Source organism: Rubrobacter taiwanensis, assembly GCF_004337705.1.
GTDB lineage: Bacteria > Actinomycetota > Rubrobacteria > Rubrobacterales > Rubrobacteraceae > Rubrobacter_C > Rubrobacter_C taiwanensis.
Window position 1 is genome coordinate 43552 of the sequence record NZ_SKBU01000013.1, and the last position, 12864, is coordinate 56415.

The window sequence follows — 12864 nt, forward strand, 5'->3', positions numbered from 1 at the left end:
GAGATGGTGCTGCACGAGAGGCAGGAGCTTCCGGACTTCGTCCGGGAGCACAACATAGACAACGTCACCCTCGATATCATCGAGAACGCCCTCAAGAACATCCGCCACGAGATGGACCGGGTGCTCGTCACCACGGCCGTCAGCCCGATCATCCGCGAGCAGGCCGACGAGTTCCCCCTCATCGCCGACCGGCAGGGGCGCATGGTCGTCGGCCAGTTCGGAAGTCCCGTGGACACCGTCCTTGAGAACTCGCCCTACAAGGCAGAGGACCTCAAGGACGGCGACGTTATCGCCCTCAACGACCCGTACATGATGGAGGGGAGCACCTCCCACCTTCCGGACATCCTGCTGGTGCGCCCGATCTTCTACGAGGGCGACCACGTCGGCTACGCCCTGCAGTGGGGCAACCTGATGGACGTCGGCGGCAAGACCGCCGGTTCCATCCCCATCGACGCCCGCTCGATCTACGAGGAGGGCGTCCGGATGCCGCCCGTCAAGCTCTACGACGGCGGCAGGCTGAACGAGGAGGTCCTGCGCTTCTTCTGCCACAACTCCCGCACCCCGCGCGAGACCCGCGCGGACATCATGGCGATAGCCGCGGGCACGGCGGCGGGCGCGCAGAGGGTAAAGGACATCTGCGACCGCTTCGGCAAAGAGACCTACCTGGAGGCGTGCGACGCGCTGCTCGACAGGACGCGCACCAGCATCATAAACCTCATGCGCCAGCTCATCCCCGAGGGCGAGCGCTTCGAGTTCGAGGACTACACAGACGACGACGGCCTCGGCAACGGCCCCATAAAGCTCAAGCTCGCCATGTGGCGCGAGGGGGACACGCTGCACCTCGACTGGACCGGGACCGACGCCCAGGTCCCCGGCCCCGTCAACTTCCTCCTCAACCACCGGATGTTCCAGATGTTCGCCGGCGTCTTCCTGATCTCCGCCGTCGACCCCACGATCCTCTTCAACGACGGCTACTCCGACGTCATAAAGGTCAACATCCCCGAGGGCTCCGTCCTGCGCCCGGTAGAGCCCGCTCCCCTCTCTAACCGCCTCGTCGTCATGGCCCGCCTCTTCGACGTGCTCGGCGCGGTCTACGCCAAGGCGATAGGCTTCAACGTCTCGGGCTCCTACGGCACGAGCCCCAACTTCGTCTACTCCGGCGTGAAGAAGAGCGGCGAGCCGTTCCAGACGATGGAGATCCTGTACGGCGGCATCCCGGCGATCCCCGGCAAGGACGGCCTCGACGGGCACTCCTGGTGGCCGGAGTTCCTCGCGGTCCCCGCCGAGTACATGGAGACTTACTACCCGATGATCGTCGAGGAGTACGCCGCCCGCCGCGACTCCTGCGGCGCGGGGCAGTTCCGCGGCGGCTGCGGGATAAGGAAGGTCTACCGCTTCCTCGCCAACGGGCGCATCACCTACCAGGACGACCGCCACCACACCTATCCCTACGGGGTGGCCGGCGGCAGGCCCGGCGCCCCCTCAAAGAAGACCCTGATCCGCAAGAGCGGCGCGTCGGTGGAGCTCCCCTCCAAGGTGAGCGACGTCCCGGTCTTCGAGGGGGACCGGCTCGTCTTCGAGACCGCGGGGGCCGGAGGCGTCGGCGACCCGCTCGAGCGCGACCCCGAGGCCGTCGCCAGGGACGTCCGCTGGGGCCTCGTCAGTCGCGAGGCCGCCGGGAGCGAGTACGGGGTCGTGATAGGCGAAGACGGCTCCGTGGACGCGGCGGCTACAGAGTCGCGGCGCGAGCAGATAAGGAGCGCCCGTCCCGAACTGCCCGCCTTCGACCACGGCGACCTTCCTCCGCTCGAGGAGCAGCGACGGGTCATCGCCGAGACGCGCCGTAAGTTCAACGAGTGGCTCTCGCACGAGCTCGGCGCCGCTCGAGCCAACGGCAGGGGGTGAGCGGATGCACATAGAGGGCTTCGGCGGACGCGGCGGCTTCGGGCGCCGCCCCGCCCTCGCCGTCATCGACATGACCCTGGGCTTCACCGACCCGGAGTCGCCGCTGGCCTGCGACCTCGACGGCCCTGTAGAGAACATCCGGAGGCTGCTGGATGCCGCGCGGGAGGCCGAGATCCCGGTCGTCTTCACGACCATCGCCTACCAGGAGAGCGACAGGCTCACCGCCGCCGCGTTCATAGACAAGGTGCCCGCCCTCCTCACCCTGGAGGCCGGGAGCCGGTGGGCCGAGATCGACCCGCGAATAGCCCCGCGCGCCTCCGAACCCGTACTGAACAAGCTCTTCGCCTCGGGCTTCTTCGGGACGCCGCTCGGAGCCTTGCTTACCGCGGCGGGGGTGGACACCCTGATCATCACCGGCGCCTCGACGAGCGGCTGCGTCCGGGCGACCGCCGTCGACGCCCTCCAGCACGGCTTCCGCCCCGTCGTCCCGCGCGAAGCGGTGGGTGACCGCAACCCGGATGCTCACGAGGCCAGCCTCTACGACATAGACGCCAAGTACGGCGACGTGGTATCTATCGAGGAGGCGCTGCAGTATCTGAAGCGGATGGGAGAGCTAGCAAAACGATGATAGTTCGCGACGCCGGAGACGGCTACCAGATCGTCTTCCAGACCGACCACGCCACCCTCTCCGGCCAGCTCGCGGAGCGCTGGGGTAACGAGCGGTTCGCCCGCCCGGAGCCGTTCGAGCCCATGAAGATCGCCGCCTTCCGCCACGACGACGGCTGGAGCGTCTGGGAGCGCGCGCCGCGCCTGGACGACGAAGGGAGGCCGCAGAACTTCCTGGACCGCGACGTGGCCGTGCACCTGCACCTGTACAGGGCGGCCATCGCCGCCGTCTCCGAGGAAGACCGGTACGCCGGGCTGCTGGTCTCAATGCACGGCGCGGGGCTGTACAAGGGCCGCTATGCAGGCGAGGAGTCGCCGCCGCTGACCGGAGCCGCCTCCGCCCAAGACCTGGTAGACGAATTCGTGCGGGAACAGGAGGCGCACCGCGGCCGGCTGGTGGAAGAGATGGGGCTGGACGAGACCCGGCTCTGGACCAATTACCGGCTGCTCCAGGTCTACGACCGTCTCTCGCTCTACTTCTGCATGAACGACCTGGAGGGCGGCGAGCCGGCCTCGCTGGAGGACGTGCCGGTAGACTACTCCGCCGGGCGGGTGGACCTGAAGCTCGCGCCGGCCGCCCCTTGGCGCGTGCGCGCGCAGCCGTTCCCGTTCGGTGAGTCTCCATCCCGCTTCACGCTGCTCCGCCGGCTCGTACTCAAACGCGACTGGCCGGACCACGAGAGCTTCCGCCGGGATCTCTTCTCGGCGGAGCCGGAGGTGGTTGAGATAACCGTGGAGAGCGGGTAGCGGCTATTCCCCGGTGCGGGCGGTCTTGCGGGCCAGCGGCAGGTAGAAGAGCGTGGCGGCGGCCGTCCCGGCGGCGGTGAACAGGAAGGCCGCGGTGTAGGCCTCGGGCGGGTACCGGCCCGCAGCGTCGGCGGGGAAGAGGTCCACCACCACCCCGATGAGCCACTGCAGGAGGAAGGTGCCGGCGATGCCGGCCAGATTCACCATGGAGACGGCCCGGGCGGTCATCCCCGGCGGGAAAGCGGTGCGGGCGTGTATCAAGAGCCCCGCTCCCGCCCCGCCAAAGAAGCCGAAGAGGAAGTAGAGCGCCGGGAGCAGCGCGAGCGGAGCCCGGAGTGCCAGGGCGAGCTGGCAGAGCGCGAAGAGCGCACAACCCGCGAGCACGACGCGGGCCACACCCAGCCGGTCGGCCAGCCAGCCGATGGCTCCGTACCCCGCGACCACCCCGATGCCCATGAGTAGTAGTAAGTTGCCGACGGCGATGCTCCCCAGGCCGGCGGCGTCGTAAAGGTACGGCCCCGCCCAGAGCCCCTGTATCCCGAGCAGCCCGCCGCACATGAAGAAGTTCAGCGCCGCGATGCGCCAGAAGCGTCCGCTGCCGAACACGCGCATGAGCCCGTCGCCGTTGGAGTCCGCGGACGGCCACGCCGCTCCCGGCGGGGCGTTACGGGCGAAGATGAGAATGACCAGCGCGCTCGCCGCGATCACCAGCGCCCCTCCGGCGAAGACCGCCCGCCATCCGAAGGTCTCGTTCAGGTATGCCAGCGGCGTGGCGGCGAAGAGCGCTCCCGAGGCCCCGACGCCCATCAGGATGCCCGAGACGGTCGCGAACTGGTGCGGCGGAAACCAGAGCGAGAACACCTTAAAGGAGCCCATGAGCACCACCGCCATCCCCACGCCGAGCAGCGCCCGGCCCAGGATCAGCATCGGGAACGAGTCCGCAGCGGCGAAGACGAGACTGCCCGCCACTCCGGCCGCCATGAACACCGGCACCACCGGCCGCGGTCCCCAGCGGTCCAGGCTCAAGCCCACGGGGAGCTGGGCCAGGGCGAAGGCGGCGAAGAAGACGCTGGTCATGAGCCCGAGCTGCGCCGCGTCCAGCGCCAGCTCGCGAGAGAGGTCCGGCGCGATGACGGCATTTGCCGAGCGGAAGAAGTACGAGAGAAAGTAGGCGAACGTGAACAGCCCGAAGATGTGAAACCGGTTCATCTGCCAGGCTCCCCCTCAGAGGCGTTGCTAACCTCCGCGTCCATACGCGGAACATACAGGCCTGCCGGGCGCTGTCAAGAAGCCGGAGTGCCGGAAGGGCCTCCCGGACATGTATAATGGTCTAGACCGGGTAGAGGAGGTGGATTGGCCGGGATAGACACGAACAGCCCCATACCGAAGTACTACCAGCTGAAGGAGATCATCCGCGGGATGATCGAGTCCGAGGAGCTTCAGGAGGGGCAGCTCATCCCGTCGGAGCGGGAGCTGTGCGAGCGGTACGGCATCAGCCGGATGACGGCCCGCCAAGCGATAATGGAGCTTGTGAACGAGGGGGTTCTCTACCGGGAGCAGGGCAAGGGCACGTTCGTCGCCGGGAAGAAGGTACAGCAGGAGGCCGCGCGGCTGACCAGCTTCACCGAGGACATGCGCGAGCGGGGGATGGCGGTCTCCAGCACGGTACTGGAGATGGAGGTGGAGCCTGCCGGGCCGGTCGTGGCGCGGTTTCTAAGGGTGGATGAGGGGGAGCGCATCATCCGGCTCAAGCGGCTCCGGAATGCCGACGGGGAACCGATGGCGCTCGAGACCAGCCACCTCCTCTACGATGTGGCCCGGGGGACGCTGGAGGTGGATATGTCGAAGAGCTCCCTCTACGAGGAGCTGCGCCGTGGCGGGGTCAGTATCTCGCACGCCGAGCAGAGCTACGAGGCGGCGCTCGTCGGCGAGGCTGACGCGGAGGTGCTGGGTGTGGCGCCCGGCAGTCCGGCGCTGCTCATCGAGCGGGTGACCTTCGACGCGAAGGGCCGGGCTTTCGAGTATGTCCGGAGCGTCTACCGGGGCGACCGCTACCGCATAACGAGCGTGCTGCGCGTCTGAGCCATGGGGGAGCGGGACGGCACCGTAACGGTTCTCGCCACCGGGGGCACGATCGCGTCGCTGCCGGGGCCGGAGGGGGGCGTGGTGGCGGCGGCGAGCGGGGAGGAACTGCTGGCGGCGGTTCCGGAGCTGGCGCAGGTCGCCGACTGCCGTGTGGAGGAGCTGTTCAGGATCGGTGGCTACCTCATGACGCCGCGGGAGATGCTTGTGGTGGCGCAGCGCGTGCGGGAGCTGGAGGCGGAGCGGGGCGTGAGCGGGATCGTGGTGACCCACGGCACCGACACCATGGAGGAGACAGCGTACCTGGTAGATCTCCTCTACGCCGGGGAGAAGCCCGTGGTCTTCACCGGGGCGCAGCGCAACGCCGCCGTTCCGGACACCGACGGGCCGCGCAACCTGCGCGACGCTGTGCGGGTCGCGGCAAGCCCGGCGGCGCGGGGACTCGGGGCGGTTATCGTGATGGGCGGGGTGGTGGAGGCGGCGCGCGAGGCTACCAAGGTTCATACTTCGGACCTACGGGCCTTCGGCTCGCCGGGGGCCGGAAGCCTCGGCGAGGTGACCGAGGAGGCCGTCCACGTCTTCCGCTCCCGGCCCCGGCCCGGCAACCTGAGCCGAGTGGATGCGCTGCCGTATCGGGTGAGCCTGGTGAAGCTCTTCGCCGGGATAGACGGAACGTTCATCAGAGCGGCGCGCGAGGCCGGTGATGGGGGGATCGTTCTGGAGTGCTTCGGCATCGGGAACGCGAACCGCGCCGTGCTCTCGGAGGTGGAGCGCTGCATCGAGTCCGGAATGGCCGTGCTCGTCGTCTCGCGCTGCCCGGAGGGGCGCGTGCGGCCGGTCTACGGCAACGGCGGCGGCCACGATCTGGCCGCCGCGGGCGCTATCTTCGGCGGCTCTCTCAGCGGGCAGAAGGCGCGCGTCCTGCTCATGGCCGCGCTCGCGGCGGCCGGCGAGTCCGGCGGGGCGGTCGAGGAGCTGCTCGCGCCGCACCTGGCGCTGTAGCGCCGGCGAATTCTTGCGCCCGGCGGGCGTCGGACCGGATAGAGTTGAGGTAGACGAGAGAGCTGCCGGGAAGAGGAGCGGAGATATCTCTCGGCCTCGGGCGAGAGAAGATTCGCGCTGCCCGCCGGTTCCGACGGAGGAGGAACGGGAGATGTTGTTCGCCACTATCTTTGTCCTTGTCGGGGTTGCCGTTTGGGTGGCCGCCGGGGTGCTGCTCTACTTCCGGCGCAAGACCCTCCAGAAGACGGAAGCGATGCGCAGGGTCGAGACCTCCCGGGCTGCAGACGTCTCCCGCATGACCCCCGGCGAGCCGGTCGAGGTCACGGGCACGCTGCGGTGCGGGAGCCCGCTGACGAGCGAGATGGCCAGGCACACCTGCGCCTACTACCATTCCCGCGTCATCCGGGAGTACGAGGAGCGGTACCGCGACTCCGAGGGGCGCTCCCGCACTAGCCGGCGCTCAGAGACCGTGGCCTCCAGCGAGCGGTTCGCGCCGTTCGTCGTGGAGGACGAGTCGGGTAAGGTCGGCGTGCACGGCGAGGGCGCGGAGGTGGACGCCCTAGAGATCATAAACCGCTTCGAGCGCGATCCGGGAAGCGGCTCCAGCATCACCCTCGGCGGGTTCACGGTGAGCCTGGGCGGGGGAGACCGCACCATCGGCTACCGCTACGTGGAGAGCGTGCTGAACTCGGACGCGCCGGTCTACGTGCTGGGCGTCGTGCGGCCGGATGGGGAGATCGGGGCTCCCGGCGAGGACGGAGAGGGGCGCTTTATTATCAGCTACCGCTCCGAGGCGGAGCTGGAGAAGAAGTTCAAGCGTGAGGCGCGGGTGCAGGCCCTGATCTCTGCGGGCCTCTTCCTCTTCGGGGCGATCTTCGTCGCCGTCGGGGTCGCCGCCGCTACCGGAGCCTTCGGACTCTCATAACGGTTGGGGAGCGGCTAGAATCGGGGCATGCCGGAGCGGGATGTGCACTACGATGCCGTGGTGGTCGGAGCCGGGCCCAACGGGCTAGCGGCCGCCGTGGAGCTGGCCCGTGGTGGCCGGTCGGTGCTGGTGCTGGAAGCTAACGAGCAGATCGGCGGCGGAACCAGCTCCATGGAGCTGACCCTTCCCGGATTCGTTCACGATCTCGGCTCGGCGATACACCCGCTCGGGGTCGGGTCGCCGTTCTTCCGCTCGCTGCCGCTGGAGGAGCACGGTCTGGAGTGGGTACACCCCGCCGCGCCGCTCGCCCACCCGCTCGACGGCGGCCGGGCCGCCGTCCTCGAACGCTCCATAGAAGAGACGGGCTGCACGCTGGGCGGGGACGCCGCAGCCTACCGCCGCCTCATGCAGCCGCTCGTGCGGGAGTGGGAGAGGATCATCCCCGCCGTCCTCGGCCCGCCGCGCCCCACGAGGCACGTGCTCGCGCTCGGGCGCTTCGGGTTGCAGGCGATCCGTTCGGCGCGCAAGCTCGCGGCGGGCGCGTTCCGCGAGGAGCCTGCCCGGGCGCTGTTCGCCGGGAACGCGGCCCACTCCTTCCTGCCGCTGGAGCGGAGTCCGAGCGCGGCCTTCGGCCTGATACTGGGCCTGCTCGGCCACGCCGTGGGCTGGCCGTTCCCGAAGGGTGGCTCGCAGAGGATAGCCGGCGCGCTGGCGAGCTATCTCCGCTCTCTGGGCGGCGAGATCCGGACCGGCGTACGCGTGAGCTCCGTGAACGAGCTGCCGCCGGCCCGCGCTTATCTCTTCAACGTCACGCCGCGCCAGCTCCTGAAGATCGCCGGGGACCGGCTGCCGGCCCGCTACCGGAGCGCCCTCGGGCGCTACCGCTACGGTCCCGGCGCCTTCAAGCTGGACCTCGCCCTCGACGGGCCGGTCCCCTGGGAGGCCGAAGAGTGCGCCCGCGCCGGGACCGTGCACCTCGGCGGGACGCTGGAGGAGATAGCCGCCGGGGAGCGGGCCGTCTGCCGCGGGCAGCACCCGGAGCGCCCGTTCGTATTGCTGGCCCAGCAGAGCCTCTTCGACCCCACGCGCGCGCCGGAGGGCAAGCACACCGTGTGGGCGTACTGCCACGTCCCCAACGGCTCGTGGTACGACATGACGGAGAGGATAGAGGCCCAGATAGAGCGCTTCGCCCCTGGCTTCCGGGACCGCATCCTCGCGAAGCGTCCGACGGGACCGGCGGAGCTGGAGCGCATGAACCCCAACCTCGTCGGCGGGGACATAAACGGAGGGCTCATGGATCTCCGGCAGTTCGTCGCCCGCCCGGTGGCGAGCCCCACGCCGTACCGGACCCCGGCTCGTGACATCTACATCTGCTCCTCCTCCACCCCGCCGGGCGGCGGCGTGCACGGCATGTGTGGCTACCACGCCGCCCGCGCCGTCCTGAGCGACCATCCGTAGAGACCGGCGGGCGCGAAAGAGATATTATTGTGGTGGTTGCAAACGCCGGAAAGGAGGCGGGATGCCAGAACAGAGGGTTGCCGGGGGTCTCCGGCTCAGCCGCAAGGAGTTCTTCCGGCTGGGCGCCGCCAGCGTGGCGGGCCTCGCCCTGCTGGCCGCCGGCTGCGGGGCCGGGGAAGGGGAAGACAACGGTGGGGAGGAAGAAGACGACGAGGACGACGAAGGCGGCTATTAGAGACGAATTCCCGGTATCAGGGGAAACCGAGCGCTGACGCTGCGGGTTGCGGCAGGCTCCTGCGGCCCGCTCTCATCCCTTCTTCTCCAGCCGGCTCAGAGCCAGCGCCACGATCAGGGAGAGCCCGGCGATCGCCAGCGCCAGGTAGACGAACGTCGGCCGGATCCCGACGAGCGAGAGCAGCAGGCTGAACGCCAGGGGCTCGATCCAGGTGGCCGAGCGGTTCGCCAGCACGCGTAGTCCCACGCCTATGCCGCGGTTCTCTTTAGGGGTGTGGTCCGAGATCAGGGCCAGCGTGAGCGGCTGGGTGAAGCCGAGTGCGGCGCCGGCTACAGCCGCCAGAGCGAACAGAGCCCAGAGCGTCTCGGTGAGGGCCACGCTCCCGATCGCCAGAGCGCCCGTCACAAGCGAGAAGCCCACGACGAGGCTCGTGCGGAGGCGCCGGAGCAGTGCGGGCAGTATCGGGCGGGACAGGAAGGCGAAGGCGCCGCTGGTGGACAGCAGCAGCCCGATCCAGAGCGGCGAGAAGCCCACTTCTCCCAGGTAGACGGGGAAGAACGCTATCCGCATGTCTATCAGGAAGAGGGCGAGGAAGGAGATCGCGGCCGTCAGGAACACGCCCTGTTGCCGCAAGAGGTCCAGCGCTACCCGGTGCGAGTTCAACAACCGGCGCCCGAAGTCTCCGGCGTCCTGCTCCCTCTGGGGCGGGACGGGGTCGCGTATCTGCTGCGAGGCGAGGGCCACCAGGCCCGAGAGCATCAGGAAGACCGCGAAGCTGCTCCGGTACCCGGCCGCATCCGCGACGAAACCTCCGAGCAGCGGGCCGGCAAGCTGACCGCCGGAGACGAAGAGGGAGAGGTTCGTTATTCTCTTGTTCCGCTCGTCCACCGAGCCGGTCTCGGTCGCCAGGAAAGTCATGAGCGACTGGATGGCGAGCCACATCGCGAGCATCCCGGTTCCGGCTATCACCTGGGAGAGGATCAGAAGTCCCGGACCGTCTAGCAGCACGAGCAGGACGCCGCTCGCCACCATCCCCGCGGACCCGAACTGCAGCAGCCTGCGGTTGCCGAAGAAGTCTCCCAGAAACCCCGTCGCGATCGCCAGCAGCGACGGCAGCAGCGAGAAGGCTCCGACGGCGAGCCCGGCGGTGAGCGGGCTCGCTCCGAGCGTGAGCGCGTAAGGGGCGATGAGGGGGCGCAGCATCGAGTGCGCAACCCAGTACAGGCCCGCTACCAGAGCGAGCACCATAATCTGTCTTCTCGCTAGAGAGCCCGCGGGAATACCCCCCTTCGGTGCCGCCGACATCCGCAGAGTCTACACCCCGACCGGCGCGGAGTAGGTATCATGTGGGGCGGGGAGTGCACACGGTAGCGGGGGTGATGCGGGGTGAGGGAGGTATTCGGAAGCCGGTTCGCATTCGTGGCCGCCGCGATCGGGATGGCGGTCGGGACGGGGAACATATGGAGGTTTCCCCGGGTGGCGGCCGAATGGGGCGGTGGTTCTTTCCTGATAGCGCTGGTGATCGCCAACCTGGTGTGGGCGATCCCGATCCTGATGGCCGAATCCTATATGGGGTCCAGGAGCAGGCTGGGGACGATCGGCGCCTTCAGGGATTTTGTGGGCAGGAAGTTCGCCTGGATGGGCGCGTACATGGGGTTTGTGACCATCGGGATCCTGTTCTACTATTCGGTGGTCTGCGGCTGGGCCATCCGCTACTTCGTCTACGCGATCACGGGCACCATCTCCCCGGGAGTGGATACTCAAGCTCTCTGGGATGATTTCACCGCCAACCCGACGCAGACGATATTCTTTCACCTCCTCGCCATCGTGCTGGTGGGGGCCATAGTCTACCGGGGCCTGAAGGGTGGCTTCGAGAGCATCCTGAGCTTCGCGATCCCGGCCCTGTTCGTGATTCTGGCGGTCCTGACGGTCCGGGCCGTCACCCTGCCGGGGGCAGCGGAAGGGCTGCGCTATCTCTTCGTGCCCGAGTGGGGGCGTCTGGGAAATTCCCAGGTCTGGCTGCAGGCGTTCAGCCAGATGGCCTTCTCGACCGGGGCGGGCTGGGGACTCTACCTGACCTACGCCGTATACATGAGAGAGCGCGAAGACGTAGGCCTCAACGCCACCGTGCTCTGTGCCGGCAACCTGCTCGCCTCTCTGATGGCGGGCACGGCGGTCATCTGCACGATCTTCGCGCTCCGGGCGCAGGGGTTTGCGGAGGAGGCCTTCGCCGCGGGAAACGAAGGGCTCGCCTTCATCTACTTCAGCCGGCTTCTCGTGGAAATGCCGGGCGGCGCCGTCTTCGCCCCCCTCTTCTACCTGGCGCTCGCTCTGGCGGGTCTCTCGAGCCTCATAGCCATGGTCGAGCTGGCCACCCGCAACGTCATGGATATGGGTCTCGACCGCCATCGAGCCGTTGTGATCGTGGTCGCGGTCGCGTTCATGGCGGGCATACCCTCCGCCTACAGCCTCACCTTCCTCAGCAATCAGGACTTCGTCTGGGGCGTGGGGCTGCTGATCGGCGGCCTGCTTGCCGCACTGGCCATGATGAAGTACGGCCTCGACAGGGCCCGCGCCGGAGCGCCTCCCGAAGGGAGGCCCTCGGGCCTCTCCGCGATCTTCCGCGGCCTCGACCTCATCCGGGGCGATCTGGACGAGACCAGCGACTTCCGCATCCGGCGGTGGTGGCCGATATGCATCCTGCTCTTCCCCGTCATGTTCGTGGTGCTGCTCGGGTGGTGGATCTATCAGGCCATCTTCGTCTTCGCCCCGGATACCTGGTGGAACCCGTTCGAGACGTACAGCCTGGCTACCATGGTCGTGCAGTGGGCGATCCTCTTCGGCGTGCTGTACGTGCTGAACGACCTCCTCGCCGGCCGGATCGGCGGCGGACCGATGTCCGGCTGGCGGGAGGCCCCGGCCGCCGCGACCGAAGGGCGCGGCACGAGTTAGGGGGAAGAGATGGATTTCGAGGTGATCTTCTGGACCGCCTTCTTCTTCGGAGGAGACCTTCTCGCCGTGATAGGGCTGCTACTCTGGGCGTTCAAGAAGGATCGTGAGAAGGCCCGCGCGCAGGCGGCGGCCGGGTCCGGACGGCGGGAAGCCGGGAGCCTCGACGAAAGGGGATGAGCCCGGCGGGGATGGTTGCTCACGGGTCGAGGCGGCGGATCAGGACCCGTCGGTGATCGCCGGATTCGGCTCCGGACTCACTCTACCGTCCGGAGACTTCGCCTCGAAGCGGCAGCGGGGCCTCTCGCCGTTATCGCACCGCTCGCGGATCTCCACGCCCGCCAGCTCTCTCAACAGGGTCCCGACCATGTGGCATACCTCGGGATGGTCCGCGACGGCGGCGGCCAGCGGACAGCTGTAGCCGCGGATGACGAAGCCGCCGGCACACTCTTCGAGCTCCGCAAGCCCTCCCAGCTCGTTGAGCGCTGCGACCGCCACCTCCGGCCGCCCCCCGTCCGGAGGCGCCCCCCACTCCTCCGCTAGACGCCTCCCGGCAGCCCTCAACAGCACCTCCGTCTCCCCGGAGCCTAGCTGCTCGAACAGAACCTCCAACAACCCCCGGAGCACCGGCTTATAGGCCCGGGAGAAGAGAGCTTCGGCCTCCGGCGTCAGCTCGTAGACGTACGCGGGCTTGCCCCCGCCCTCCCTACGCCGTACCACGCCCCGCTGACGTACGATCCCGTCGCGCCCGAGCGTGGCCAGGTGAGCGCGAACGCCGTTGTGCGTCAGACCCAGCTCCCCCGCAAGCTCCTCGACGGTGCGGCCCCTGCGTCTGAGCAGCGCAGCGACCTGCCCGCGCGTGCTCTCAAAAAACCTCTGATCCCAGCGCACCATC

Annotated in this window: 13 protein-coding genes; 10 read left to right on the top strand and 3 right to left on the bottom strand. The window is 68.6% G+C overall.

Annotated elements, in window-relative coordinates; translation table 11 throughout:
* The first annotated feature begins 3 nt into the window (after window positions 1-3).
* From E0L93_RS06650 to E0L93_RS06660, 3 genes are read left to right on the top strand one after another with little or no spacing between them, the layout of a single operon-like run.
* Window positions 4-1905: a hydantoinase B/oxoprolinase family protein gene (locus E0L93_RS06650; protein WP_132690211.1), complete on the top strand. Its 1902-nt coding sequence runs from the start codon at window positions 4-6 to the stop codon at window positions 1903-1905.
* 4 nt (window positions 1906-1909) lie between these two features.
* The gene (locus tag E0L93_RS06655; protein ID WP_132690214.1) at window positions 1910-2533 is read left to right on the top strand and encodes an isochorismatase family protein; all 624 of its coding nucleotides are present in this window, start codon (window positions 1910-1912) and stop codon (window positions 2531-2533) included.
* A complete protein-coding gene (locus E0L93_RS06660; protein ID WP_132690217.1) occupies window positions 2530-3318 on the top strand; it encodes a DUF3891 family protein in 789 nt (262 codons plus the stop codon). The genes E0L93_RS06655 and E0L93_RS06660 overlap by 4 nt, the downstream gene beginning before the upstream one ends.
* A 3-nt stretch (window positions 3319-3321) precedes the next feature.
* On the opposite strand, the gene E0L93_RS06665 is transcribed toward E0L93_RS06660, so the two are convergent.
* On the bottom strand, window positions 3322-4527 hold the full coding sequence (locus E0L93_RS06665; RefSeq protein ID WP_132690220.1) for an MFS transporter: 1206 nt from the start codon (window positions 4525-4527) through the stop codon (window positions 3322-3324).
* Between the two features lie 144 nt (window positions 4528-4671).
* On the opposite strand from E0L93_RS06665, the gene E0L93_RS06670 reads away from it, so the two are divergent.
* The 5 genes from E0L93_RS06670 (at window position 4672) to E0L93_RS15760 (ending at window position 9020) form a co-directional block, all read left to right on the top strand.
* Entirely contained in the window at window positions 4672-5400 is a 729-nt protein-coding gene (locus E0L93_RS06670) for a GntR family transcriptional regulator (RefSeq protein WP_207890361.1), read from the top strand.
* Between the two features lie 3 nt (window positions 5401-5403).
* On the top strand, window positions 5404-6402 hold the full coding sequence (locus E0L93_RS06675) for an asparaginase (RefSeq protein WP_132690223.1): 999 nt from the start codon (window positions 5404-5406) through the stop codon (window positions 6400-6402).
* Between the two features lie 151 nt (window positions 6403-6553).
* A complete protein-coding gene (locus E0L93_RS06680; RefSeq protein WP_132690226.1) occupies window positions 6554-7327 on the top strand; it encodes an E3 ubiquitin ligase family protein in 774 nt (257 codons plus the stop codon).
* Window positions 7328-7354: 27 nt separating this feature from the next.
* On the top strand, window positions 7355-8785 hold the full coding sequence (locus E0L93_RS06685; protein WP_132690229.1) for a phytoene desaturase family protein: 1431 nt from the start codon (window positions 7355-7357) through the stop codon (window positions 8783-8785).
* 61 nt (window positions 8786-8846) lie between these two features.
* Window positions 8847-9020, top strand: a complete 174-nt coding sequence (locus tag E0L93_RS15760; protein WP_165874200.1) for a hypothetical protein — start codon at window positions 8847-8849, stop codon at window positions 9018-9020.
* A 72-nt stretch (window positions 9021-9092) separates the two neighbouring features.
* On the opposite strand, the gene E0L93_RS06690 is transcribed toward E0L93_RS15760, so the two are convergent.
* Window positions 9093-10268: an MFS transporter gene (locus tag E0L93_RS06690; RefSeq protein WP_165874207.1), complete on the bottom strand. Its 1176-nt coding sequence runs from the start codon at window positions 10266-10268 to the stop codon at window positions 9093-9095.
* 138 nt (window positions 10269-10406) lie between these two features.
* Between E0L93_RS06690 and E0L93_RS06695 the strand changes: the two genes are divergently transcribed.
* Both E0L93_RS06695 and E0L93_RS15765 read left to right on the top strand, forming a co-directional pair.
* Window positions 10407-11972: a sodium-dependent transporter gene (locus tag E0L93_RS06695; RefSeq protein ID WP_165874208.1), complete on the top strand. Its 1566-nt coding sequence runs from the start codon at window positions 10407-10409 to the stop codon at window positions 11970-11972.
* 9 nt (window positions 11973-11981) lie between these two features.
* Window positions 11982-12149: a hypothetical protein gene (locus E0L93_RS15765; protein WP_165874209.1), complete on the top strand. Its 168-nt coding sequence runs from the start codon at window positions 11982-11984 to the stop codon at window positions 12147-12149.
* A gap of 39 nt (window positions 12150-12188) precedes the next feature.
* Here E0L93_RS15765 and E0L93_RS06700 read toward each other — a convergent pair whose 3' ends face one another.
* Entirely contained in the window at window positions 12189-12863 is a 675-nt protein-coding gene (locus tag E0L93_RS06700; protein ID WP_132690235.1) for a helix-turn-helix transcriptional regulator, read from the bottom strand.
* Between the last annotated feature and the right edge of the window lies 1 nt (window position 12864).